20 protein-coding genes and 1 tRNA gene are annotated in these 24,740 nt (G+C 37.1%); 7 read left to right on the top strand and 14 right to left on the bottom strand.

The window, feature by feature from the left end:
• Positions 1 to 187: 187 nt before the first annotated feature.
• The 12 genes from B4F31_RS15205 to B4F31_RS15260 form a co-directional block, all read right to left on the bottom strand.
• Positions 188 to 2,329 carry a glycoside hydrolase family 97 protein gene (locus B4F31_RS15205; protein ID WP_093304621.1) on the bottom strand — a complete coding sequence of 714 codons (2,142 nt, stop codon included), beginning with the start codon at positions 2,327 to 2,329 and terminating at the stop codon, positions 188 to 190.
• A gap of 80 nt (positions 2,330 to 2,409) precedes the next feature.
• The gene (locus B4F31_RS15210; protein ID WP_286761691.1) at positions 2,410 to 4,122 is read right to left on the bottom strand and encodes a hypothetical protein; all 1,713 of its coding nucleotides are present in this window, start codon (positions 4,120 to 4,122) and stop codon (positions 2,410 to 2,412) included.
• A gap of 10 nt (positions 4,123 to 4,132) precedes the next feature.
• Positions 4,133 to 5,296, bottom strand: a complete 1,164-nt coding sequence (locus tag B4F31_RS15215) for a DUF4249 domain-containing protein (RefSeq protein WP_075325250.1) — start codon at positions 5,294 to 5,296, stop codon at positions 4,133 to 4,135.
• Positions 5,297 to 5,314: 18 nt separating this feature from the next.
• Complete coding sequence (locus B4F31_RS15220; protein ID WP_286761692.1) at positions 5,315 to 8,101, bottom strand: carboxypeptidase-like regulatory domain-containing protein; 2,787 nt, start codon at positions 8,099 to 8,101, stop codon at positions 5,315 to 5,317.
• 5 nt (positions 8,102 to 8,106) lie between these two features.
• Positions 8,107 to 8,883 carry a hypothetical protein gene (locus tag B4F31_RS15225; protein WP_075325252.1) on the bottom strand — a complete coding sequence of 259 codons (777 nt, stop codon included), beginning with the start codon at positions 8,881 to 8,883 and terminating at the stop codon, positions 8,107 to 8,109.
• Between the two features lie 86 nt (positions 8,884 to 8,969).
• Positions 8,970 to 9,230: a hypothetical protein gene (locus B4F31_RS15230; RefSeq protein WP_143083648.1), complete on the bottom strand. Its 261-nt coding sequence runs from the start codon at positions 9,228 to 9,230 to the stop codon at positions 8,970 to 8,972.
• A gap of 272 nt (positions 9,231 to 9,502) precedes the next feature.
• Positions 9,503 to 10,594 carry a Gfo/Idh/MocA family protein gene (locus B4F31_RS15235; RefSeq protein WP_075325254.1) on the bottom strand — a complete coding sequence of 364 codons (1,092 nt, stop codon included), beginning with the start codon at positions 10,592 to 10,594 and terminating at the stop codon, positions 9,503 to 9,505.
• Positions 10,595 to 10,634: 40 nt separating this feature from the next.
• Positions 10,635 to 11,657 carry a hypothetical protein gene (locus B4F31_RS15240; RefSeq protein ID WP_075325255.1) on the bottom strand — a complete coding sequence of 341 codons (1,023 nt, stop codon included), beginning with the start codon at positions 11,655 to 11,657 and terminating at the stop codon, positions 10,635 to 10,637.
• A gap of 64 nt (positions 11,658 to 11,721) precedes the next feature.
• The gene (locus B4F31_RS15245) at positions 11,722 to 12,384 is read right to left on the bottom strand and encodes a hypothetical protein (protein ID WP_075325256.1); all 663 of its coding nucleotides are present in this window, start codon (positions 12,382 to 12,384) and stop codon (positions 11,722 to 11,724) included.
• 108 nt (positions 12,385 to 12,492) lie between these two features.
• Positions 12,493 to 13,506: an acyl-CoA dehydrogenase gene (locus B4F31_RS15250; RefSeq protein ID WP_075325257.1), complete on the bottom strand. Its 1,014-nt coding sequence runs from the start codon at positions 13,504 to 13,506 to the stop codon at positions 12,493 to 12,495.
• Positions 13,475 to 14,080 (bottom strand): nicotinamide riboside transporter PnuC, encoded by a 606-nt coding sequence (gene pnuC / locus B4F31_RS15255; protein WP_075325258.1) that lies wholly within the window; start codon positions 14,078 to 14,080, stop codon positions 13,475 to 13,477. The genes B4F31_RS15250 and pnuC overlap by 32 nt, the downstream gene beginning before the upstream one ends.
• A 259-nt stretch (positions 14,081 to 14,339) precedes the next feature.
• Positions 14,340 to 14,411: transfer RNA gene (locus B4F31_RS15260), tRNA-Arg, on the bottom strand.
• Between the two features lie 120 nt (positions 14,412 to 14,531).
• Here B4F31_RS15260 and B4F31_RS15265 point away from each other — a divergent pair.
• Genes B4F31_RS15265 through B4F31_RS15280 form a run of 4 tightly spaced genes read left to right on the top strand, consistent with a single transcriptional unit; the run spans position 14,532 to position 17,036 of the window.
• Entirely contained in the window at positions 14,532 to 14,831 is a 300-nt protein-coding gene (locus B4F31_RS15265; RefSeq protein WP_286761693.1) for a hypothetical protein, read from the top strand.
• Between the two features lie 51 nt (positions 14,832 to 14,882).
• A complete protein-coding gene (locus B4F31_RS15270; RefSeq protein WP_286761694.1) occupies positions 14,883 to 15,578 on the top strand; it encodes a DUF2490 domain-containing protein in 696 nt (231 codons plus the stop codon).
• 50 nt (positions 15,579 to 15,628) lie between these two features.
• Complete coding sequence (locus B4F31_RS15275) at positions 15,629 to 16,618, top strand: DUF1028 domain-containing protein (RefSeq protein WP_093304627.1); 990 nt, start codon at positions 15,629 to 15,631, stop codon at positions 16,616 to 16,618.
• A 43-nt stretch (positions 16,619 to 16,661) separates the two neighbouring features.
• Entirely contained in the window at positions 16,662 to 17,036 is a 375-nt protein-coding gene (locus tag B4F31_RS15280) for a hypothetical protein (RefSeq protein WP_093304629.1), read from the top strand.
• A gap of 218 nt (positions 17,037 to 17,254) precedes the next feature.
• Here B4F31_RS15280 and B4F31_RS15285 read toward each other — a convergent pair whose 3' ends face one another.
• Complete coding sequence (locus tag B4F31_RS15285; RefSeq protein WP_286761695.1) at positions 17,255 to 18,805, bottom strand: M20/M25/M40 family metallo-hydrolase; 1,551 nt, start codon at positions 18,803 to 18,805, stop codon at positions 17,255 to 17,257.
• Between the two features lie 142 nt (positions 18,806 to 18,947).
• Between B4F31_RS15285 and B4F31_RS15290 the strand changes: the two genes are divergently transcribed.
• Positions 18,948 to 21,341 carry a S9 family peptidase gene (locus B4F31_RS15290; protein WP_286761696.1) on the top strand — a complete coding sequence of 798 codons (2,394 nt, stop codon included), beginning with the start codon at positions 18,948 to 18,950 and terminating at the stop codon, positions 21,339 to 21,341.
• Positions 21,341 to 22,567, top strand: a complete 1,227-nt coding sequence (locus tag B4F31_RS15295) for a cysteine desulfurase-like protein (protein WP_075325265.1) — start codon at positions 21,341 to 21,343, stop codon at positions 22,565 to 22,567. The genes B4F31_RS15290 and B4F31_RS15295 overlap by 1 nt, the downstream gene beginning before the upstream one ends.
• A 141-nt stretch (positions 22,568 to 22,708) precedes the next feature.
• On the opposite strand, the gene B4F31_RS15300 is transcribed toward B4F31_RS15295, so the two are convergent.
• A complete protein-coding gene (locus tag B4F31_RS15300) occupies positions 22,709 to 23,851 on the bottom strand; it encodes a cystathionine gamma-synthase (protein ID WP_286761697.1) in 1,143 nt (380 codons plus the stop codon).
• 88 nt (positions 23,852 to 23,939) lie between these two features.
• Here B4F31_RS15300 and B4F31_RS15305 point away from each other — a divergent pair, with 88 nt between their 5' ends.
• Positions 23,940 to 24,731 carry a DUF3298 and DUF4163 domain-containing protein gene (locus B4F31_RS15305; RefSeq protein ID WP_286761698.1) on the top strand — a complete coding sequence of 264 codons (792 nt, stop codon included), beginning with the start codon at positions 23,940 to 23,942 and terminating at the stop codon, positions 24,729 to 24,731.
• Positions 24,732 to 24,740: the final 9 nt, after the last annotated feature.

The following is a 24,740-nucleotide window of genomic DNA, read 5'->3' on the forward strand; positions in this document are numbered from 1 at the left end:
ATGGGCATTATCTATTAACACTGCTTAAAACTATAAATTATTTATTAAATTCTTATAAAATGTGGTTTCTAATTGAAAAGCTTTTGATTAGCTCCCAAAAGAAAACCCTCGCCAAATTGACGAGGGTTTCTTGTTATTGAATCATTTGCAGTATACAATCTACATTATACACTATACATTTTTCGATCTACAGTTTCTCTAAATCTTTTACTTCATCCTTACTGGCTTCCATAATGCTTATGGCATAACCTCCGCCGGGAGCAGATTTTTGTGAAAGCTCAGACTTACTGTTCACTCTATATTTCTTGATCTCATAAGCCTGAGGATTATCTTTATAATGCGCATCTTCAGCATCGGCATATACAGTTGCGATATAGGTTTTTCCTTTTTCAAGGAAATCGAATTCAATTTCTGAAGTTCTTGGAGTAAGTCCGTTTACATTACCTACAAACCAGTTATTTCCATCTTTTTCTTTTCTGGCAATCGTAATGTAATCTCCCGGCTCTGCTTCCAGGTAAACACTTTTTTCCCAATCTATCGCTACATCTTTTATAAACTGAAATGCATCCATAAACTGCTCGTAATGCTTAGGTAAATCGGCTGCCATTTGTAAAGGCGAATACATTGTTATATACAAAGCCAATTGATTAGCCAACGTGCTGTTTACGTGAGAATTATTGTCTGGATTTAGTTTACTGATATCCATTTCAAAAATTCCCGGAGTGTAATCCATTGGGCCGCCAATTAAACGCGTAAAAGGTAAAACGGTCACGTGATTTGGCTTATTTCCGCCGAAGGCCTGATATTCAGTTCCACGAGCCGATTCGTTAGCGATAAGGTTTGGCCAGGTTCTGGCAATTCCGGTTGGTCTAACAGCTTCGTGCGCGTTGATCATAATCTCATATTCCGCAGCTTTTTCAAGCGCATATTGATAATGATTAACAATCCACTGGCTATAGTGATTTTCACCCCTTGGAAGAATATCGCCTACATAACCTGTTTTAACCGCATTATAATTATTGGCTTTCATAAACTGGTAAGCCGTATCTAAGTGCCTTTCGTAATTTCTAACCGAAGCCGAAGTTTCGTGGTGCATAATCATTTCCACATCTTTACTTTTGGCGTATTCTCTAATTTCATCTACATCAAAATCTGGATAAGGCGTTACAAAATCGAAGACATAATCTTTAGAATTTCCAAACCAATCTTCCCAGCCTACATTCCAGCCTTCAACCAATAAGCCGTCAAAACCGTGTTCTGATGCAAAATCTATATAGTATTTTACATTTTCAGTAGTTGCAGCGTGAGTACTATTCGGTTCAGCGGCTTCAAAATCGGTTTCACCCAGTTTAACCGCTGCAAATTCATCAGTATAATCCCAAGAGCTCATTCCCGTGATCATTTCCCACCAAACGCCCATATATTTCATTGGCTTAATCCAGGAAGTATCTTCAATCTTACTGGGTTCATTCAGGTTATAAGTGATTCTTGAAGAAAGAATATCTTTAGCTTCATCACTTACAATTATAGTTCTCCATGGCGTTATTCCGGGAGCGATCATAAAGGCTTTATCCCCATTTACATCTGGTGTTAACCAGGATTCAAAAACCATAGTTTCGTCGTCCAGGTTTAAATGCATTGCAGGATAATCCAGTAAAGCGGCTTCGTGTAAATTAATATAAAGGCCGTCTTCGGTTTTAAGCATTAAAGAAGTTTGCACTCCTGTGGGAGAGAATGATTTTTGAGAAACATTAGCGGTTACCGCCTCTGTCATCAAGCCTCGTATTTCTGAAAGTTTACTTTCGGTATAATCGTATTCCTGGGTATCATAATCGCCGGCGATCCAAAAAGCGGTGTGATCACCGGTCATAGCGAATTCGGTTTTTTCATCTGAGATCACGAAATGCCCAAGCCTGGAGTCCTTCGGAAATTCATATCTAAACCCGAGTCCGTCGTTGAATAAACGAAAGCGCAAAACCAATTTACGCTCTGAATCTTCCTGATCTAAATGAACTACAAGCTCATTATATTGATTTCTAATCTCACTTTCTTCACCCCAAACCGGTGTCCAGGTTTCGTTAAAAGTAGATTTTTCGGTGTTTTCTATGCTAAAATTAGAGGTAAGAGGCTGCCCTTCTTTTAACTCTAAGCCAAGCTTACTTTTTTCAATAATAGCACGTCCTTCAAACTCCAGGTTATAAACCGGAGTACCATCTTCCTGAAGAGAGAAATTCATCTCCAGGTTTCCGTTAGGAGATTCTAGTTTTTGGGCTTGCAAACTACCAAAAACAACCAGGCAAAAGAGGCCTAATATTAATCGACTTTTCATAAATTCTACTTTAATATGTGTGAATCTACAAAAGTACGGTTTTAAGGAGTTTTGGGAAATAAATTAGCCCTGGGAAAAGTTTATTTCACCTCAAATTGTTTCTTTAAACTAACGGGCTCTCCATCCCGAGTGAAACCTTCCAGGCTTATTTCAAAAGTACCCTTAACATCTGAAGTAAAGAATTCAATAGACTTATTTTTCTCTTCAAGCTCAATTTGAGGCAACCAGAAAAGTTGATACCTAAAATCGGGAATTCTATTAAATTTTTCCAGCTGGTTATAGTTTTGGAAACTATAATTTTTATTCAACTGGGGACTTTTAATTTTAATTTCGGTTAGCTTATCTAAACTTTCAACATAATCACCTTCAAGAGTTTTAACCCTTATTAAACCCTGAGCCACCATAGGACCCAGGTAAAAATTATTGCGAAAAACTTCTACACTTTCCACTTTTTCTGAAGGATAATTAATAAAATGAGAATGATCCTCTACCAGCACATTGTCTACCAGCAACAATGGCGGCAAACCATAATCCAGGGAGTTTTCAATGCCGCTTACCCTAAACTCCGGCTCTCCATGCTCGCCTTTTCTGATTCTTGCCAAATAAATGATTTCTACAAAGGTTTCTTCCAGGGTTTTAAATCTAGTATAATTATCCAGTACATACAACTGTGACTCCCCTGGATACAATTCCTTATTTTCTATTTCAGCTACCGCAAGGCTATCAGCCCTTACTTCAAAATAAGCGTTTTCTATTTGATGATGAATACTACGTTGTAAAATCTCATCGGTGGCTTCCGCACTTATTTTATAATCCTTAAAATCTAATGCTGAAGTATTGATTTTTTCCTTTTCCCTCAACTGAATTTTATATTCTGAATCCTCATCCTTCAAAACCTGAAGAAGCGCGGTTTCCCCATCAAACTTTTCATCAAGATTAAGGAAAAACTCACCGGCGTTGTTCACTACAGAAGTTCTAAAAATTTGTTGATTCCCGTTAATTGATAAAGCAACTTGTGGTTTACGATTTGAATTAATAGGCCGAGGTGAAATACTTCCCATTAGCAACTCTCCCCTTAACTCCGGAATAAAATATTCTGAAGTAGATTTATTATCAATTTCATAATTTCTGCCATAGTTAGCGCTGGTAGGCTTTTCAGGAACTTCAAATTCGGCGAGCTTATTGACTGAAACCGAGAAATTTCCTGTAATCTTTTCTGTATTTATAATTTCCAGGTTGATTTTTTCCCTTTTTTCATAGGTAGTTTTCGGTACAGAAAGCGAAAGAAATTCATCGGAATTATTATCTTTTAAATTCCCAGCACTAATTTCCTTATCAGTATCAATAATATCCTGTTCATTCTGGTATGGATTTATGGATAAAAGATCTGCTCTAAAGCTGTTTTTAACACCTCCGTTTTGCATCCATTGGGTATAGGCTACCAACTTATAATGACCCGAATTGACCGAATTTGGAATAAAAAAATCACTCGCTCCTACTCCATTCTCAAGGTAAATTTTATGTTTGAAAACTTCTTCACCGCTCTTATCTATCAATGCTACATAAGCTACTTTACTGAGTTCACTTAATTTATTTTCAGCAGTATTTAACACATAGACCTTATAATAAAACTGAGTTCCGGGCATTAAAAGAGAAGAATTGTAATGCACAAAAACCTTTTCCTGTGGAAGTTCTTTAAAAGATTCCTGCAATTGCATATTGGGCGTTACAGGCTGTGCCCACATCTCACAAAGCGGAAGGAAAACTAAGAGTATTTTAAATAAATTATTCATTTTTAAGTTTTTACTCTTCCCAAAAGTCTGGTTTAACATTTGTACCCCATACATTGCAATCTATACATTCGGTTTCCACAACTTCATAGGTTGGAAATTTGGTTCTAAGCAATTTCACATAACCACTTTGCAACATTGGAATGAGTTTTTCCAATTCTTCAGGCAATACAGGATGTGCAGGGTTACAGTCTTCGCTAAAATATGGCCTGGGATCTTCGCCTACCTCATAAAAATCGTAATAATCGAAAAATATCCTTTTGGTTGACACCGAAGAAACATTAAAATAACCTAAAACCTTTACGTCGGGATTTTCAGAAATAATATTTCCTTCAACAAAACCAGGCTGATTTTGAGAAAATAAATTATCACTTCCTGAAAGGCGTTCCAAGGCGTTATAATAATAATGCGCATCCCTGCTAATACCAATTTGTCTTACCAATAAACTATAGCGTTGCGAGAGTTTTGGATTAGCTGTTTCAACAAATTTAACCAGAAAATTTTCTATATTATTCTCACTTAAATTGCTGGTATTTGCCAGGATATAATTGGTAGAATTTAAGGTATTATAGCAAACCCGTTCTTCCCGGGTTTTAGGAATGACTTTAAATTGTCCGTTTTCATAAATAAGATCGGAGTCGGAACTATAACGCGAAACTATCTTATAGGTTTCTTCATATTCATAACGATAAAATTGAGTCGCGTCATTAGTATTATAATTATCTACCTCAATGGCTATCCCGTTTTCTCCTTTTACTGTGAGTCTCTGTGCTTCTACATTATCTATAGGCGAACTACTCGCTAATTGCGTGGGCTCTGAAGTATAAGAAATTCCATTTTTAGTTTCAATTTGAAGTTGATAATCAGTTGCCGGTTGCGCCTTGAATTGATTTAAAGAATGATATTCTCCATTTTCGGTTTCCCTGAATTCATACTCGTTCCCTACGGCATCCGTAATCCAAACTGAAGCATCACTTTCGGGTGCGGGACCATCTTCGCCAAAAGGAAAAGTTCGGCTTAAATAAACCTTTTGTGTTTCTAAATCATCGGTTATTGTGGCTCTAACCGCAAGAATATTTTCATATTCATCGGTTTCAAATTCTATAGGTTCTACGCAAGACTGAAACAGGCAAAAACCGGTAAAAAGCAGTATTAATATTTGTTGTTTTGAAAACATGTTCCCCAATCTTTTAAATTAAAACCTGAAATTATACGTAATCGTAGGAATTGGTATTGAAAAAATAGAACTCTGATATGCCTGAATATCACCATCATCGGTTACAAAAAATACCGAATACGGATTGTTCCTCCCCAACACGTTATACACTGAAATATTCCAGAAGCTATGCGCAAATTTTTCAATCTTGTGATTCCCCTCAACATTAAAACTAAGATCTAACCTGTAATAATCGGGAATTCTAAATTGGTTCCTATCGCTGTAAACCGGCAATTGACCGGTTCCCGGATTAAATTTACCCACCGGTATGGTAACTGGCCTTCCGGTTTGATAAACAAAGTTAGCTGAAAAACTAAACCTTTTAGTCAATTTATAATTAGCTACAAGGCTAACATCGTGAGGTTTATCAAAATTTGCCGGAAAAAAATCTCCATTATTTACCCTTTGTTCCCTAAACTCGCCATCTAACCTAAGCAAAGACCTGGAATAAGTGTATCCTAGCCAACCATTAAGCCTTCCCTCAGATTTTTTTAGTAGAAACTCTACTCCGTATGCTTTTCCATCACCCTGTAATACTTCGGTTTCAACGTTTTCATTTAAAAATAACTGGGCTCCTACTTTATAATCTAAAATATTGTCTGATTCTTTATAATAGCCTTCAACGCTAAACTCGTACATATTTTCCTTGAAATTCTTATATAATCCCAGAGAATATTGTTTTGCCTGTTGTGGCTTAATATTAAGATCGGTTAGCTTATAAGTATCAGTGGGTGAAATAGTGGTGTTATTGGAAAGTGTATGAATATATTGATAGGTATTATTATAACTTATTTTAGCGGAAAAATCGGGCAAAAAAGCATACCTGGCGGATAGCCTGAACTCTGGCCTGGCATAGGTTTCAATTACTTCACCATTTCCTACTTCCCGTGTACCTGCCATAGTAGATTCGTTCCTCGGTAAGCCCTCTTCGTAGGTATTTTGAGATTTGGGTCCCAAGGCTGCGTACAAGGAATATCTTAATCCTGCACTTATCAGCAACTCATCGTTCACCTTGAAATTATCGGAAATAAAAATTGCACTCTCCAGTCCCTGCTCCCTGTCAATTTGTAAAGGTTCAACTATAGATTCACTACCTAGGGGAGAAATTTCCCCCGGATCTACAAGATAAAGTTTGCTACTTAAACCATATTCAAAATTGTGGGCAGCACTATGCCGGTAAGTCATCTTTATTTTCGCTTCGGTTTCATTAATATTATACCCGGAAGTGAAATTATTATTAAACTCACTTTCATAATCTATATCAAACTGGTAACCGCTATTAGACAGTACCACTTCCATCTCATTGCGCTCGTTAAATTTATGATTAAAATTTGCCGAAAAAATCAGATTACTGTACCTGAACAACGAATCTGAAGTAATACTAAAAACATCGCGGCTGTAATATCCCGTAGTTCTTAAATTAGTCTTTTCATTAAACTTATGATTATATTTCGCGATAAGATCATAAAACGAAGCGCTGCTGTTAGAAAGAGATTCTTCGTCCAGGTTTCTCAAGATCCAATCGGAATAAGTGCTTCTTCCGCCCAGTATCAAGCCAGATTTATCTTTTACAATAGGAATTTCTAAAGCAACATTACTGGTTACGGGACCCACTGAAACTTCGCCAGCGAATTTTTCAGTATTAGCGTCTTTACTTTTAATATCAAATACTGATGATAGCCTACCGCCGTATTCGGCAGGAATATTTCCTTTATAAATATCTACCTCGCCCGTTGTAAAAGGGTTTATCCCGGAGAAAATTCCGAAGAAATGGGCAGGGTTATAAATTACCGCATCATCAAGTAAAATAAGGTTTTGATCGGTTTTTCCACCCCTAACATTATAACCGGCAGCACCTTCCCCTGCGGTTGTTATTCCCGGTAAAGTAGTGGCAACCTTTAAAATATCCCTTTCGCCAAGTACCAGGGGTATATTTTTAATTTGACTTACGTCTATACTTTCTACTCCGGCAATAACGCTCCTCACATTCCGATCGGCTTCAGAGTCTACCAAAACTTCTCCTAACTGCTCAAAACTTTCTTCCAGGCTAAGGTTTAGTTGACCATCATTATAAATCACAATCCGTTTTTTAAGATCCAAATTTCCCAGGGAGATAGTTTCAATAATACTGGCGCCTGCAGGAAGTTCCAGTTCATAATAACCTTCCTCATTGGTAACCGAACCCTGATTTCCATTTGCGGTTACCACCGATAAATTTGAAATAGGTAACCCGGTTTCAGTATGAGTAACAATTCCTGAAAGCATAAATCGATTTCTAGGGTTTGATTTTTCTTCCTTCCCTATGTAAATTGTTTCAATTTCTTCTGCTGCAACAGTTCCTGATTCCCGGTAAAAAACAGGTTTATAATTTCTTTCTTCAGAATCTTCACTCACCGCCCCGGGTTTATCCCTGGCTATAGTATCTGTGTCTTTTTCAGGATAAAAACTAGTGGGCAACTCATCATAAATCACATTATTCCTCGTAATAATTATTTGATCGTTGAGGATAAAGAAATTGAGGTTAGTAGCATTAAAAATTTCAGTAAGTACGGTTTCTAAATCTTCCTTGGTATACGACCCGGAAATTAAAGTATCATCTAACCATTCGTCGGAATAAAAAAACTTGTATCCGGTGCGGTCTTCAATGATCATCATAACTTCTTCTACCGGTGAATCTTCAAAACTTAGATCTATTCGTGGGGCTTCCTGGGCCGAAAGCTTTAAAACACTACAGAGAAAGAATAGAAAAATTAGAAATATTCTCATTCGAATTAAGAGTTATTCGATTTATAGGATTCAGAAATCTCGCTAAACAATCGCAGCATAAAGCTATCGGGATCACTTTCTTTTAAAGCCCGATTAGAGCTAAAAAAACTTTCGATCTTCTCCTTATGTTCTGGAAAGACATTTATCCACTCCGATTGAGACTCTAATTGGAAATATTTTTCTGAAATAGCGACGGCATACTGCGCCGGCTCGGGTTCAAATTCAAAATAAGTAAAATCTGAAGTGAGGATTTTCTTTAATTTCTTTCGATGATTTTTTAGCAGTTTCAGAGAAGCAGATTCACTAATTATTTCAAAAAATCCCTGAATTTTGTTATTTTTTTTCGGCGATATACTTATAAAATTTCGCCCACCAATCCTGAACCTATTAATCCTATTTTTAAATAACTGGTAAGTTACATCTCCGTTTTCCTTTTTAACTCTTACAACAAGTAAATCTTCAAAAATATTATATTTTAAGTCGAGGTCGTAATAAGTTTCCCCGCTATAAACCACGTCTCCATTCAAAAACCCAGAGGTTTGAAAAAATTTATGTTTATTGTTTATGGTGGCGTGCTGTTCTACATACTCCTTGCCGTATAATAAATTGGTGTTTTCAATATTTACGAGCTCATCAAAATTTTTAAATTCTTCCCTGTATTCCTGCGAAAAAACGCTGAAATTAGTACTAAGTAGTACTATAGAGAATAGAAGTATAAAATATTGCCGCATATAGAGATTGGTTAAGTAAACCGGAAGGGCGGTTTTTAATAAAATACTCAAGGAAAATGCAGCTAAATATAAGATCCTTATTTAATTCTTTATAACTTAAGAATGAATTTAACACATTCAATTAAAAATACTTAAACCTAAGAGGCCAACATCCTAAAAAGTTCTTCGTCTATTTTGGAATTTTCATTGCGGTGAAATTTATTGAGCAAATTAGTAATTAATTCACCTATAGCATCCTGGCGTGCTTCAGATTTGTTCATAAATTGAATTTTTCCCCAGCCTCGAATATCACAAACCATCATTCCTTTTGCATCCCATATTGTTTGTTGCCTGCTATCGTACCTAACCGGAAATTTTAAAGTTTCCAAAGCTAAATTGTTCTTTTCGCTTAAATCCATAACTTGATTTTTTACTTTTATTTTAAGCAAAATTAGATGTAAACATTTTTGGAAAGGTTATTTAAAAATTAAGGCTTTATCCCTGATTTTTAAATGAATGTTAAGCCGAGAAACAAATCTATGGGATTAATACAAGCTTAGTATTTACTTGAACTTGATTTAACCTGAATAGGCCTTATCTGATTTAATTTTGAAGTGTATAATTGGAGTAATAAGGGGGCAATTCTGAAATGAAAGTCAATCCCCCTTTTTTTATACAAAAATTTTAGAAATCAACCTTCTTGAAAATATATTGTTTCTCCTATCCTTGCCGATTCTTTGGCCTTCTCTAAAATTTCTACTACGGTAACATTTAACGGAAGACTGTACAATCCAAAATCATTTATTTCTATGTCTTTATTTACAACGGCCGCCAGGTAAGAAAATGGATCGTTGTGAGGCGACTGCCTTGGATCTAACTTGATGGTTTGTTCTCTTTCACTTTCCACACCACGTATTTTAATGGTGGTAGCATCGCTGGCTATTGCGTAAGCTTGGGTACCATAGACTTCCATATCCTTTCGGGAAAAAGTCCAATCCCATGAAGCCTGGATCACACATTGTGCTTCTTCATATTGAAGAATAATAGTAGCTTCGTCTTCTACTTCTTTATAAATTTCGGGTTTATTTTGATTAGTTACTGCGGTAACTGAAAGTGGCTTTTCACCCTTCATTAGCCAGGTCATTAAATTAGCCCCATAGCAACCAAAATCCATTAAGGCACCGCCTCCATTTTTCTCGGGATCAATAAGTATTTCCAGGAATTCTTTACTCACACCAATTTCCTTAGGGCCCTGATGGCCAGAATTAACCATTACTTTTCTAATATCACCAAGTTCGCCCTTCTCAACTAAATCTTTTATATACTGATTACTTGCATACCAGGAAGTTTCATAATTAGTAAGCACGTGAATTTCATGTTGGTTGGCCAGCTTTTCAATTTCTTTAGCGTCCTGGACAGTTGTTGCAAGTGGCTTTTCCACCATTACGTGAATTTTTCTTGGTGCACAGGCCCTCACAACCTTAATATGTTCTTCGGTAGCCCCAAATGCTGAAACCGCATCAGGTTTTACCTTATCCAGCATTTTTTCAAAATCAGTGTAAAAGAGATTTTTATCCAGGTTATAGTTGTCTGAATATTTTTTAATGAGTTCATTATTGGTTTCATAAATACCAACAATTTCTATATCGTTTTTTCCCTCCCGGTTAAAAATCCAATCTACATGACCATGAGTTAAGCCCGCCACCGCTACCTTTATTTTTTCCTGGGAAAAACTTTGAGTAATAATAAGGCTGAATAGAAATAAAGTACAGGCTTTTTTCATAATATTCGATTACAATTGTTCGGGAAAAATAATAGAATTTTTACTGAACTTTCACATAATCTATAATTATAACAGAAGTGTCAAAATCCCCGGCTCCTATTAATTCCAAGACACTTAATTCATTTTCCTGGTGATTATATTGAAGTAGCTGATTTTTATTGTCCTTGTAAATTAGTTCAGCAAATTCTTTAAATTCTTTGTTGTAAAAGCTCTTTCGGGCAATGTGACGGCCAGAGAACCTTCCTACCTCCGGCAGTGCTTCAAATTCATTATTAGTAAGATTCAATTTATAGGCTTTCATTTCACCCATCAAAGAACTACCTCTAACCGGCATTAAACCAAAAAGAAAATTATCCTTTCCATTGTTGGCGAGGTTTCCCATAAAAAGTTCGGTGTCAGAAATTTCAAGAGGCTCAAGCGTTTTGGTAGACAAATCAATTTCCAGAAGTTCAGCATCTTCCAACTCCCCGGTAGTAGAGCTTAGTGCATACAATTTATTACCAAGCAGACTTGTTGAAAGCGTAATATTATGATCAAAAGAAATCCCCTCATAACTAAGGGCCATAGTTTCAGGATCTATTCTCACTACACGGCTGGTATTATTGTTATTATACTCCATCTCATCTTTTACAATTCCTACCAGATTGCCTTGCGCAGCATCCCAATCTAAACTATTTAAGCCGGCATTTTCACCATATATTTCTACCGGAAAATCAAGTGCAAAAACTTCTACAGATCTGGTTTCCTTATCCATCACCAATACCCGACCGTGAAAGGGATCAAAAAGATGTTCGTAAATAAAGATTTTCTCTGCTGAAGCCGTTACCGTACTGGGAATCATATTTAGATTACCCCGCATTGCTGAAATTGAACCCACAGCCGTAACTTCTCCCGTTTTATTTCCAATTTCATATAAATTCCCGTTAGCACGAAGAGCCAGATAATTGAAAGTGTCTTCAATTTCTGTCTCAGGATTTTCTGAACTTTCAGGATTATTATTATCGGTAGAACAGGAAACAAGCAATAAAATTACCGCAAGAAACTGCAGGAAAGTTTTTTTCATAATTAGATTTTAGAGAGATAAAAATAGATAAAATTTCTATCCCTCTGTAGCAATCTTATTCAGTTTATTTTTCTGAATTTTCTTCTATTTCTTTCTCCCATTCTGAAGCAATTATCTCATCTTTTTTAATAAGATTTCCAGAAGTTGTGATTTTATAATGCTCGTTGTCTGAAACCTCTAAATCCCAGATAATATTTTCTGCTTCCGGAAATTCGCCATTACCATTCATTTGTTCTTCAAACAATCTTTTCACAATATTCCTGTCAGAAAGTCCATCATTCAATAATCTTAGTATTGTAGCTTTATCCATTTTTGCAGAGGCGTCTGGGGAAGTAATGGAGCAATGAATAATAGTAGCGCTAGAACTGGGGAATTTGCCGTTGTAAGCTTTAAAAAGTAGTTGATTAACATGGAATAACCTGGATTGTAATTCCATTTCAGGATATTCTTCACAAACCGTATCTATCAACATATCATTGGAGATTTGCTCAATTTGGCCTTCAGATAATTCCTCGCCCAGCTTGTAATCTAAAACCAATTTTGCCGCTTCCACGGGTTCAAAATCGGAAATAGCCATAAATAGCAATTCCCTTAAAGTTTCAGGATCAGACTCTTCTGCCTCTGGATAATCAAATCTTTTTAGCAATTCTATATAATCTTCTTTCGTCCAATATTCCTTAATTTCATCAAGTGTTTGAACTTTCTCTATGTTTATTTTATATTTCATCTTAAGTATTTAGTCGGTTTTTAAATAAATTACCGCATTGATCATGATAATCATTTTTCACCACTAAATAGATGAATTCACTTTAAATCTTATTTCTTTTTAGAAGCGCTATTTTTTGAAAATATGATGTTGGGTTGCGGTAAAATAATCGCAAAAAACCTGGTTTAAAGAATGACCGTTTCTACTGGCTTTTACGCCTAAAAAAGGATAGATTTCAATAATATTTTTTGAAAGATTTTTTACTGAATTGGAGGCCGAAGAATGAATTTCTTCTGAATAGGAATCTAAAATTTTATTTCCGGCTGCAATCTCATTTTCAATAGTTTTAGAATATGCTGAAATTTCATCTTGAGAAACAGCAGTACATTTTTCTAAGTTTTCCAGAATACTTTTAGAAGTAAAACTGCGTGCTTCTTCCAGGAAATGCTGGGCCATCCCCAAATAATTAACCCAAAGTGTTAAATCGGCAAATACTGAAAAAGGAATTTTAAAAATATCCTGCGGCTGGTAAAATTCATTGTAAATAAAACTAAAGCGTTTAGGAACAAAAACGTTTTTTACTTCAAAAGAATGCGTAACCGAAGCTTTTAAACCCATCGTGTTCCAATCTTCAACAATTTTCACATCATTTTTAGGTGAAATAAACGAGCGTATTTTGGGTGAGCCATCCTCATTTAATAAGGCTTTACCATTTTCGTAAATTTCAGCATTAAGTGTAAAGTGGGTTAAATAATTTGCGCCTGTCGCATAACGCCAGGTTCCGGAAATTTTATAATCATCACCAATTTTTTCAGCTGTTCCAAAAAAGCCACCACTACCTCCTAAAATAGTAGGATTTGGAGTTTTAAAAATCTGTGCTGCAGTTTCAGGTTCCAGGTTTCCTATAAAATAATTAGCGCCACTGCATAGAGTTACCGTCCAACCAAGACTACCGTCAATTCGGGCCAGTTCCTGCAGTTTTAAAAGCCCTTCAGTAAGCGTAAATTCCAGTCCGCCATATTTCTTAGGCACCCAAATATTCCAGAGATTTTCTCCGGAAATCCAGGTTAAAACTTCTTCAGGAAATATATCTGCACCCAAACATAGCTCTCTAAGCACTTGCTGCCTGTTGTCTTTTTTCATTTTTTATAATTTTTCGCCATTTAAAATACCCCGAAGTTCCTACAATAAACAGGAAAATGGTTAAGCCGGCATATATGTATAATTCTTTATAAATAAGTAAAGGAATAGCAATGCTATTGCTGATATTAAGGAAAATCCAGTTCTCCATTTTTCTTTTAGCCATAAGCCACATTCCCGCCCAGGCAAAACCGCTAACCGCTGCATCCCAAAATTGAACATCAGAATCTGTATGGAAGCGAAGCCAATAACTCATTATTGTAAAACAGGTCAATACAATTCCCAGGGCTTTTAAATGTTCAGATTTAGTGGAATAAGAAATGGGGGTTTCTTCTTCTTTTTTTCCGTATCTCCAGTAAAACCAACCATAAATACTCATTACGAGATAGTAAAGGTTTAGAATTATATCGGCATAAAGTTTAGACCGGTACATTACAAACAGACTAATAAGAATGGAGACAATCCCGAATAAGTAATTATGAATATTGTTTTTTCGTGCCAGTAACACCTGCACCACTCCAAAAGTGGTTCCCAGGGCTTGTAGCCAGGTAAGTTGTGTAAAGAAATCCTCTATCATTGTTCTAAATTATCAATGAAATGAGGTGATGAAATAGCTAAAAATTGCAGTAATGCAACCTATGCTTAGAAAATCCCTACGCCGGCATTATCCGGATCAGGTTTGGAGTCAATAACCTCGGGGCAAGCCCCAAAAGGCATTTTTGGAAATATATCTTATTCGAGAAAAAACATTTTAAATGTTTTAATCTCGATTATCGAGTAAAACTCCTGGGTATCATCTCAGCCTACTTTATAGCAAGCACCCCATTTCAATAAAGTAGCCTCACCAGGAATCGAACCTGGATCTAAAGTTTAGGAAACTCTTATTCTATCCGTTGAACTATGAGGCCTTGTAAGCGGGACAAAAATAATAATGTTTTCAGAAATTCATCATATTATAATTTAAAACTTCAGCTGGTTACTTTGCTTTTATTAATTTTAATCAAACTTATATTTTAAACCCAATCTTTATGAAAGCTATTATTTTAAGCATGGTTACAGGGCTCATTTTTTTAAGTACAAATTGTGACAGGCAAAATTCTGAAGAACATATGCAACTTACAGGAACTATAGAAAGCCAGGGTATAACTTCCTACCAATATGGCACTCATATTTTAAATACTGAAGATGAATTTTATGCACTTAAGAGTGACAAAGTAAGTTTGGATGAATATATAGGGAAAGAAGTTACAATTTCAGGATCAAAAATTGAAGGTTACCCCGTAGATGGAGGGCCAGATTATATTCTCGTTACCCAGGTGAAAGAATAGTAAAGACCTGTTTTTTCCAGGCGGAATGTTATATTTGCGGAAAAAGCAAAAATGAAAAAATCACTCCTTTCCGCAGTTCTTTTTAGTTTATTCATTTCTTTTTCTGTCAATGCCCAAGTTGATGAAGAAAAAACCGGCGCCTGGTATATGTATTTTTGGAATACAAATTTTGGTGAAAGTGAATGGGGCCTTCAGGGAGATATTCAATATAGAAACTGGGATCTTGGCGGTGATTTAGAACAATTGCTTATTCGTGGCGGACTCACCTATTCTCCAAAAAATGCCGATATAAAATTCACCCTGGGATATGGAAATATTACCTCCGGTGAGTTTGGTGAGGCTAACGAAACTTCGGGCGAAAACAGGATTTACCAGGAAGCTTTACTTCCGCATAAGTTGAGCAATAGATTTTACCTCACGCACCGCTTTAGATACGAACAGCGTTGGGTAGAAAATCAGGATTTTAGAACGCGTTACCGCTATAATTTGTTTTTAAATGTGCCTTTAAATCAGCCAAACCTTAATAAAAATGCTGTTTATCTTGCCTTATATAACGAGATCTTCATTAATGGCGAACGCGAAATTGGTGATGGTAGAAGTGTTGAATTATTTGACCGTAACCGGTTCTATTCTGCCCTGGGTTATGCCCTAAAAGACAATCTCAAACTCCAGGCCGGGTATATGACACAAACTACTAATACGGTTAGCAAAGGACAAATTCAGCTTAGCCTGCATCATACTTTTTAAGCTATTCAGCAGAGTTTCGTTATCTTAGCTTCTAATCAGAAACCTGAATTATGAAGCAATTTTTACTTTTTTTCGCTTTAATATTTATTTCAACCTTAAATACCAAAGCCCAAACTTCTGAAATTAGCGGAGACGCTTTCGCGCACACGTATTCTATTGTGGCTCGCGATGCAAAAACCGGGGAAATGGCCGTGGGCGTTCAAAGTCACTGGTTTTCGGTGGGTCCATTGGTAGCCTGGGGGAAATCTGGGGTTGGAGTGGTTGCTACTCAATCTTTTGTAAATCCCGCATTTGGTCCCCAGGGGCTCAAACTTTTAGATGAAGGTTATACGCCTGAAGAAGCCGTAGAAAGTCTTATAAATAATGATGAAGGTCGCGATTTTAGACAGCTTGCCATTTTAGGAAAATCTGGCGCTAATGCTGCATATACCGGGGAAAAATGTGTAGCTGAAGCCGAACATCTTAATGGAGATAATTTTTCGGTCCAGGCTAATATGATGCTGAATGATAAAGTTGTTCCCGCAATGGCAGAAGCTTTCGTTGAAAATGCAAACTTACCTTTGGCTGAAAGAGTTGTTGCGGTTTTAAAAGCCGCCCAGCATGCTGGCGGAGACATACGCGGAAAACAATCGGCGGCCTTATTTGTGGTGGGGCCAGATAAGGTGGACGAAGTTTGGAAAGACAAAAAAATAGATCTTAGGGTAGACGATCACGAAAATCCTATTGAAGAATTAGAACGTTTGCTTAAAACCGCAAGAGCCTACGAATTTATGAACCGCGGCGATCTTGCCATGGAAGAAGGAAATGTAGAAAAAGCTTTAGAAGAATACGGCACCGCAGAAAGTATGTTTCCCAACAACCTGGAAATGCGTTTTTGGAAAGCGGTGGCTCTTGCTAACAGCGATCGTTTACAAGAAGCGAAACAAATTTTTGATAGGATTTTTGATGAAGACGAAAACTGGAGAATAATGCTAAAGCGTTTGCCCAAAGCCGGCCTAATAAACGTTAGCAAAGAGGAAATGAAGATGCTTACTAAGTAATCTTCACAGATTTAGTATCTTTATAACTTAAAATAATGCTGTTATGAAAATTACTTTTAATAAAGTTATGCTTGGACTTGCGGTTGTATCACTTACCGCATTTACTTCTTGTAAAGACGCAGAAGAAAAAACTGCTGAAGAAACCCAAACTGCTCCAAATACCCAAATGAGTGGAAACACATCTGGAAATGCAGAAACCCCAGATGTAAACCCCCCTCATGGTGAACCCGGGCACCGCTGTGATATGCCGGTTGGCGCTTCTTTAAGCGGAGCAAGTAACAACACCAATGCAGGTTCAGGATCTGAAATGACTACTTCACCAATTAGGTTGAAGGATTCAAAACCTTCTAAAAACCCTCCACACGGTGAGCCCTATCACGATTGCTCCATTCCTGTAGGAGCTGATCTTCAAAGTTAATTTTGAGGTTTTATAAATTCTGAAATAAAAAAATAAAACGTCATTACGAACGGAGTGAAGTAATCTGCTATTAATATACAGACTGCTCGTCTTTCGTAATGACGTTTTTAAATTCGTCATCCTGAACTTTTTTCAGGATTTAAAACAAGTTAGAAGCTGAAACAAGTTCAGTTTGACGAAAAGAGAAAAAATCAAACAAGCTTTTTAATAGTTAGCCCTTAATCCAATCCTCCTTTTCGCTCTCCATCTCTTGGCTCAGGCCAGGTCATTTGCTCACCCGATCTTCTGTTTATTGGCAATACTGCTTTTTCCCTGGAGGTAGTTTCTGGATCTTCACTCGCCATATAGGTCATAATAGCGGTTAAGATCACGTTGCTTCTCACATCATCAAAAACAATTTTATCATAAGTATCTAAGTTGGTATGCCAGGTATAATCCCAGTAAGACCAGTTTAAGGAGTTTAGCATAAATGCAGGCGCACCGGCTGCTACAAAAGAAGCGTGATCTGTTCCTCCGCTGGATGGAGTTCCCGGGAATGAAGTTTCAATTTCTCCCTTAATTTCCTGCGGAACCGGCTCCAGCCATCTTCCTATATAATCGTAGGCGTGTAGAAAACCCTGTCCGTTAATATTCTTAACCCTTCCAGTTCCATTATCCTGGTTGAATAAGGCTTGTACATTAGCTACAATCTCCGGATTATCTTTTACAAAAGCTCGAGAACCATTAAGTCCCTGTTCTTCACTTCCCCAATGTCCCGCAATAATTGTTCGCTTCGGGTTTGGATAAAGTTTTTTAAGAATTCTCATTGTTTCCATCATTACAATAGTTCCCGTACCGTTATCTGTAGCACCGGTTCCACCATCCCAGGAATCAAAATGTGCTGAAAGAACAACATATTCTTCAGGTTTTTCGCTGCCTTCAATTCTTGCAATAGTATTAAACGTAGGTACTTCTCCAAGATCTTTAGATTGAGCAACCACTTTTATTTTGGGAGTATTATTATTTTCAGCTAAACGATAAAGCAAGCCGTAATCTTCTAGGTTAAGGTCTAAAGTTGGAATTTTATTGGTATAAGCTCCAAATACTTTATTTGCTCCAAACCCGTGAGACCAGTTAGAAGTTATAATTCCGGCAGCTCCTGCGTTTTCAAGTGCTTTAGGTAATTCTCTGTAACCATACCCGGTTTTGCTAATTCGGTCTCTCCAAATTGAATCGGCTTCTTTTATACTTCCCTGCATTTTTTTCCATGACTTTTCAGTAGCCCATTCTTCCCAGTTGTATGGAGGTCTACCGGTAGGTTCATTAACCGAGATCATCACAAATTTTCCTTTAACCAAAGAAAGCATATTGGCAAATGCAGTAGAATCTGAAGCTTCTGGCAATAGCACAACCTCAGCGGTTACCCCTTTTTTTCCGGTTGAAGGGCTCCAGGCAAGTTGCCTACCTTGCAGCGTTCTTAATCTTGGCTCTACAAGGTCAATATGGGTAATGCCACGCTCCCAGCCACGCCAGGTGCCATATTCTTCGTTTTCAGCTGAAATTCCCCAGCTATCATATTTTTTTACTGCCCAGTCGTGAGCATTTTTCATCTGTGGTGTCCCTACTAAACGTGGTCCTACCACATCCACAAGCTCGTGGGCAAGTTCTTCTAATTTTGAATTTTCATTGGCCTCGGTTACAATTTTGTTAACCATCTCTTCCTGTGCCTGTACCTGCAATGCCCCGGCTACAAGGAATAAACTAAAAAGTGTGCGGAAATTTTTCTTCATCCTGAATTATTAAATTTAAATTTTAAGCGTAAATATATTAATTAAATCCGGGTGGGCATTTCCTACAGATTCTTTACAGATATTATCTATTTAACTATATTGGCAGTGTTTTTAAAAAATAAACCCACAACTCCTTAAATCAATGAAAAAAACGCTACAAAACCCCTTCAATTTTAAATTTCAGTTTCTCTTTTTAATATTTTTAGGTTTAAGTTTTTCCGGAATTTCCCAAACTAACGAACTTTCTGTAGAAAAAATTATGCAAGATCCTAATTGGATGGGTACTTTCCCGTCAAACGTAAAATGGAGTGCCGATAGCGAAACCATCTATTTTGATTATAATCCTGAGAAAAATGTAAAGGATTCGCTTTATAAAATAGAGTTGAACAATACTTCTAAAATCAGTAAAGTGAGTTTGGAAGAAGAGCGAGGAATAATTCCATCCTACGGCGATTTCAATAAAAACCGAAGTAAAAAGATTTTCAGCAAGGATGGTAACCTCGTTATTTACGATGTAAAATCTAGCGAAACTACTCAATTATTAGACCTATCGGAAGCTATTAGCAATGCTGAATTCCTCGCAGACGAAAATAAAATTAGCTTCAACTCCGGTAACAATGCTTTTATATACGATAGAAAAGCGGGAAGTATTAAACAACTAACCAATATCACTGATGGTAAAGCTGAAGAGGAAAAAGAAGATAAAACTTCAGAAAAAGATGCCTGGGTACGGGATGAAAACCTGGAACTCCTGGAAGTTGTAAATCAGCGTAAAACTGAAAAAGAAAGTAGGGAAACCTACCGTGAAGCTACGGCTGAAAAAGAGGACAATACCTTTTACTTAGAAGATCGCGATCTTAGTAATTTACAGGTTTCACCAAATGCGAAATTTGCAACTTTCAAACTTATTACCCGGGAGCGAAATGGAAGCACCGATGTACCAAATTATGTAGATGAATCTGGCTATACCGCTAACCTACCTGCCAGAAGTAAAGTTGGTGAAGATAAAACCAGTATTGAACTGGCGATTTACAATTTTGAAAAGGATACTGTTTATACTTTAAAAACTGATAATTTACCAGGAATTACCGATTTGCCTGATTACGTAGAAGATTATCCCGATAAGGAATGGGAAGAAACCCACAGGGAGGTAGCACCCACAACGGTTTATTTTTCAGAAAATGGGGAACACGCGGTGGTCAATATACGTTCTAAAGACAATAAAGACCGGTGGATCGCTAAAATTGACCTGGAAACCGGCGAGCTAAACACTTTAGACCGCCAAAGAGATGAAGCCTGGATTGCCGGGCCGGGAATTGGCTACGCTTACTACGGCGGTGAAGAAATGGGTTGGTTACCCGACAATAAACATATCTATTTTCAAAGTGAAGAAACCGGGTATTCGCATTTGTATTTATTAGACGTGAATACCGGAAATAAAATAGCACTAACCGAAGGTGATTTTGAAGTTTTTGATCCTGAACTTTCAAACAATAAAAAACATTGGTTTTTAACAACCTCTGAAGTTGGACCCGGAGAACGTCACTTTTATAAAATGCCGGTGATGGGTGGTAAAATGGAAAAACTTACCCAAATGGAAGGGAATAACAATGTCTTCCTTTCTCCCGATGAAAAAAACATGGCCATTTTGCATTCCTACAGTAACAAGCCGTGGGAATTATATTTAAAGAAAACGAAAGCAAATGCTGAAGTCAAACAACTAACCGAAGGACAATCTGAAGCATTTAGCAGCTACGACTGGAGAGAACCCGAATTAATAGAATTTGAAGCCGAAGATGGCGCTATGGTTCCCGCCAGGTTATACAAACCCGAAGCAAATGTAAAGAATGACGCTGCGGTAGTCTTTGTGCACGGTGCAGGTTACCTGCAAAACGCTCACAAATGGTGGAGCAGTTATTTTAGAGAATATATGTTCCATAATTTATTAACCGATCTTGGTTACACCGTAATAGATATTGATTACCGCGGAAGTGCTGGTTATGGTCGTGACTGGCGTACAGGGATTTATCGCCACATGGGAGGAAAAGACCTTTCTGACCAGGTTGACGGGGTGGAATATTTAGTTGAAAATCATGGGATAAATCCTGAAAAAGTCGGGATTTATGGCGGAAGTTATGGCGGTTTTATCACGTTAATGGGAATGTTTACCGAACCTGAAACTTTTAAAGCCGGCGCTGCATTAAGATCGGTAACCGATTGGGCGCATTATAATCACGGCTATACTTCTAATATTTTAAATGAACCTGCGGCAGACCCAATCGCTTATAGAAGATCTTCACCCATTTATTTTGCTGAAGGTCTGGAAGGAGATTTATTGATCGCCCACGGAATGGTAGATGTAAATGTGCATTTTCAGGATGTGGTTAGGCTTTCACAACGTTTAATTGAATTAGGCAAGGAAGACTGGGAAATGGCAATTTATCCCGTAGAAGATCACGGTTTTGTTGAACCCAGCAGTTGGACCGATGAGTACCGTAGAATCCTTGAATTGTTCAATGAAAGCCTTTTAGACTAATGGATATTGAATTTGTAAGAAGTCAGTTTCCAGCTCTGGAAAAGGAATTTACTTTTATGGATAACGCTGGTGGCTCTCAAACCTTAAAAAAGGTTGCCGAGCGCATTAGCGGGTATTTACTCCATCATAACGTACAACTAGGAGCTTCCTATAAAGTTTCCCGGGAAGCTGGAGAAAAACTGAATTACGCCACTAAGCAAGTCAGCAGGTTTATAAATGCCGGCAAACCAGAAGAAGTGGTCATAGGGCCTTCTTCTTCTATGCTATTACGAATTTTAAGTATTTGTATTAGCAAACAATGGCAGGAAGGAGACGAGGTGATTGTTACCAATACAGATCACGAAGCCAATGTTTCTCCCTGGACAGATTTAAAGGAAAAAGGCATTAATATAAAGGTTTGGAAAGCCAATCCCGACAGTCTTGAACTGGAAATAAGCGATCTAAAAAAATTACTGAACAAGCGCACCAAACTGGTTGCCGTTACCCACGCTTCAAATATTTTAGGAAGTATAAATCCTATTAAAGAAATTGCAAAAACGGTACATAAAGCAGGAGCACTTATTTGTGTAGATGGAGTTGCCTATGCACCCCACCGACGGGTAGATGTTAGAAAATTGGATGTAGATTTTTATGTTTTTAGCTGGTATAAAACCTATGGGCCGCATTTAGCGGTGATGTATGGCAGGTATAATCAATTATACCAAATGGAAGGATTTAACCATTATTTTTTCACTAAAAAAGATGTGCCATATAAATTTCAGCCCGGAAATTTTAATTTTGAATTAACCTATAGTTTACTCGGAATTATCGAATATTTTGATCAATTATTTAAGCACGAATTTCCGAAGGAAAAGAAAACCGATTTTCAGGAAAAATTGGATAAAATTTTTGAGCTGATTGGCAGGCACGAAGAGCGAATAAGCAAACCTTTGATTTCTTATTTAAATGAACATCCAAAAATTAAAATAATTGGCCAGAATACTGCAGAAAGGGAAAAAAGAGTGCCTACCATTTCTTTTGTACATAATGAGCTCACGAGTGATCAAATAGTTGAAAAGGTTGATGATTTTAGAATAGGTATTAGATTTGGAGATTTTTATGCCAAAAAACTTATTGAAGATGCTGGTTTAAAAGAGAAAAATGGCGTGGTTAGAGTAAGTTTAGTGCATTACAACACCCTGGATGAAGTACAACGATTAATATGGACTTTAAAAAAGGTGATTTAGTAAATTTAGTATAATAAAGTTTCGTCATTGCGTAGCAATCTGTCCATTTCTGTTACTCAGGTTTGAGATTATTTCTCCCGATAAAAACGGGATCGCAATGACGATTCTAATTGAATTTTAAATTCTCTCTAAAAAAACAAGCTACCCTAAAGCTTGTTTCAGGTCGTTTATCAGGTCTTCTTCATCTTCAATTCCCACGCTTAATCTAATTAAGGAATCTACAACCCCGGTTTTTGCTCGTTCTTCTTTTGGGATAGAAGCGTGAGTCATAGTGGCGGGGTGGCCGGCTAAAGATTCTACCCCGCCAAGCGATTCGGCCAGGGTGAAAATTTTTAGCTTTTCAACAAGCTTTGTTGCACTTTCTAGCGTATTTTCTTTTGTGCTAAAAGAGATCATTCCGCCGAAACCTTTCATCTGTTTTTTCGCAATATCGTGGTTTGGGTGATCTTCAAATCCGGGCCAGTAAACATTTCCTACTTTTGGGTGTGATCTCAGAAATTTTGCAACGGCTTCTCCATTCTCACAGTGACGCTGCATTCTAAGGTGCAGAGTTTTAATTCCACGTAAAACCAGGAAACTGTCTTGCGGACCGCAAATTGCACCGCTGGCTTTCTGAATAAAATATAGTTTTTCAGCTAATTTTTCATCTTTTACAACTAATCCACCCAAAACTACATCACTATGGCCGCCTAAATATTTTGTTGCGCTGTGCATCACAATATCTGCCCCAAGATCTAAAGGTTGTTGTAGATAAGGCGTAGCAAAAGTATTGTCTACCGCAAGCAGTAGATTATGGGCTTTTGCGATTTTAGAAACCGCTTCTATATCAATAATATTCATCATTGGGTTGGTCGGTGTTTCAACCCACAGTAATTTGGTGTTTTCATTTATATATTTTTCAATATTACCGGCTTCATTCATTCCAATAAAATGAAATTTAATCCCCATATTTTCAAAAATGGAGGTAAACAACCTATAAGAACCACCATAAAGATCGTTGGTAGAGATTATTTCGTCACCGGGTTTAAAAAGTTTCATCACCGCATCTATCGCCGCAAGTCCGGAACCAAAACCAAGTCCAAATTTCCCATTTTCTAAACTAGCCAGGGATTTTTCTAAAGCCGAACGGGTTGGATTTCCGCTTCGTGAGTATTCAAAACCTTTATGGCCACCGGGTGTACTTTGTGAATATGTAGTTGTTTGGTATATAGGCGGCATTACAGAGCCGTATGCGGGATCTATATTTTCCTGCCCTCCATGTATGGTTTTAGTATTAAATTTCATAATTCTTGCGTTTACAGCAAATGTAGCGCGCTCATTGTCTTTAAACAAAATAGGTTTATCTTTATTCGCGTATTTAACAGCCTTTTCTATGTCTCAAAAAATCCTTTCCCTCCTGGTTATTTTCCTAATATTCACTTCCTGTCGGGACGAAAAATCTGACGCCGGCGTAAAACAGGTGAAGGGCGATACCGAAGCGCTTAGTTTCTACGAAGAAAGCTTTTTACCAAAAGATTTTGAAGCCTGTAAAACCGAAACATGCCCTAAAATACGAGTCAATTATTTAAAATTTAGAGAAGATAGGGAGGCTGCCAAAGAAATGAATAGTTACAACCAGGAGAACCTTATTAAAATTTTTAATAATACTGAAGTAGCTTCTGAAGCTGAAAATGTAAAGGCCGTGGTTAATGAATTTATCCAGGATTTTCAGAATTTTAAAAGGGATTTCCCCGAATCTCAAGCCGAATATGAAGTTGAAATCTCTCAATCGGTATTAAGCCAGACGAAGAAATTACTGGTTTTGGAAACAAATTTCTACCTTTTCACCGGTGGTGCGCACGGTTACGGTGCAACGCGTTATGCTAATTACGATATCACTTCAGGCGAATTACTTTATAAAAACGATTTATTTTCAGATTTGGAAGCTTTTACGAATTTTACTGAAAAAGAATTCAGAAAGAAATATGAGATTCCTGAAGGAGAAAATATAGATTCCAACAGATTTTTCTTTGAAAAGGATAGTTTTGCACTTCCGGAAAATATTGCCGTAACCAAAAACCGGGTTATCCTGGTTTATAATCGGTACGAAGCTGCCAGTTATGCCGAAGGGGAATTAAAACTTTCTTTTCCGAAGAATAAAGTAAGCGAATGGCTTAACTACTAATTAAAATTA

Source organism: Salegentibacter sp. UBA1130, assembly GCF_002311535.1.
Lineage (GTDB): Bacteria > Bacteroidota > Bacteroidia > Flavobacteriales > Flavobacteriaceae > Salegentibacter > Salegentibacter agarivorans.

Excerpts from the sequence above, each read along its gene's own strand:
- B4F31_RS15295 (WP_075325265.1), top strand. The coding sequence starts at position 21,341 with ATGGATATTGAATTTGTAAGAAGTCAGTTTCCAGCTCTGGAAAAGGAA.
- B4F31_RS15235 (WP_075325254.1), bottom strand. The coding sequence starts at position 10,594 with ATGAAAAAAGCCTGTACTTTATTTCTATTCAGCCTTATTATTACTCAA.
- B4F31_RS15275 (WP_093304627.1), top strand. The coding sequence starts at position 15,629 with ATGAAGCAATTTTTACTTTTTTTCGCTTTAATATTTATTTCAACCTTA.
- B4F31_RS15220 (WP_286761692.1), bottom strand. The coding sequence starts at position 8,101 with ATGAGAATATTTCTAATTTTTCTATTCTTTCTCTGTAGTGTTTTAAAG.
- B4F31_RS15230 (WP_143083648.1), bottom strand. The coding sequence starts at position 9,230 with ATGGATTTAAGCGAAAAGAACAATTTAGCTTTGGAAACTTTAAAATTT.
- B4F31_RS15250 (WP_075325257.1), bottom strand. The coding sequence starts at position 13,506 with ATGAAAAAAGACAACAGGCAGCAAGTGCTTAGAGAGCTATGTTTGGGT.
- B4F31_RS15210 (WP_286761691.1), bottom strand. The coding sequence starts at position 4,122 with ATGAATAATTTATTTAAAATACTCTTAGTTTTCCTTCCGCTTTGTGAG.
- B4F31_RS15215 (WP_075325250.1), bottom strand. The coding sequence starts at position 5,296 with ATGTTTTCAAAACAACAAATATTAATACTGCTTTTTACCGGTTTTTGC.
- B4F31_RS15265 (WP_286761693.1), top strand. The coding sequence starts at position 14,532 with ATGAAAGCTATTATTTTAAGCATGGTTACAGGGCTCATTTTTTTAAGT.
- B4F31_RS15245 (WP_075325256.1), bottom strand. The coding sequence starts at position 12,384 with ATGAAATATAAAATAAACATAGAGAAAGTTCAAACACTTGATGAAATT.
- B4F31_RS15280 (WP_093304629.1), top strand. The coding sequence starts at position 16,662 with ATGAAAATTACTTTTAATAAAGTTATGCTTGGACTTGCGGTTGTATCA.
- B4F31_RS15305 (WP_286761698.1), top strand. The coding sequence starts at position 23,940 with ATGTCTCAAAAAATCCTTTCCCTCCTGGTTATTTTCCTAATATTCACT.
- pnuC (WP_075325258.1), bottom strand. The coding sequence starts at position 14,080 with ATGATAGAGGATTTCTTTACACAACTTACCTGGCTACAAGCCCTGGGA.
- B4F31_RS15285 (WP_286761695.1), bottom strand. The coding sequence starts at position 18,805 with ATGAAGAAAAATTTCCGCACACTTTTTAGTTTATTCCTTGTAGCCGGG.
- B4F31_RS15300 (WP_286761697.1), bottom strand. The coding sequence starts at position 23,851 with ATGAAATTTAATACTAAAACCATACATGGAGGGCAGGAAAATATAGAT.
- B4F31_RS15270 (WP_286761694.1), top strand. The coding sequence starts at position 14,883 with ATGAAAAAATCACTCCTTTCCGCAGTTCTTTTTAGTTTATTCATTTCT.
- B4F31_RS15290 (WP_286761696.1), top strand. The coding sequence starts at position 18,948 with ATGAAAAAAACGCTACAAAACCCCTTCAATTTTAAATTTCAGTTTCTC.
- B4F31_RS15205 (WP_093304621.1), bottom strand. The coding sequence starts at position 2,329 with ATGAAAAGTCGATTAATATTAGGCCTCTTTTGCCTGGTTGTTTTTGGT.
- B4F31_RS15240 (WP_075325255.1), bottom strand. The coding sequence starts at position 11,657 with ATGAAAAAAACTTTCCTGCAGTTTCTTGCGGTAATTTTATTGCTTGTT.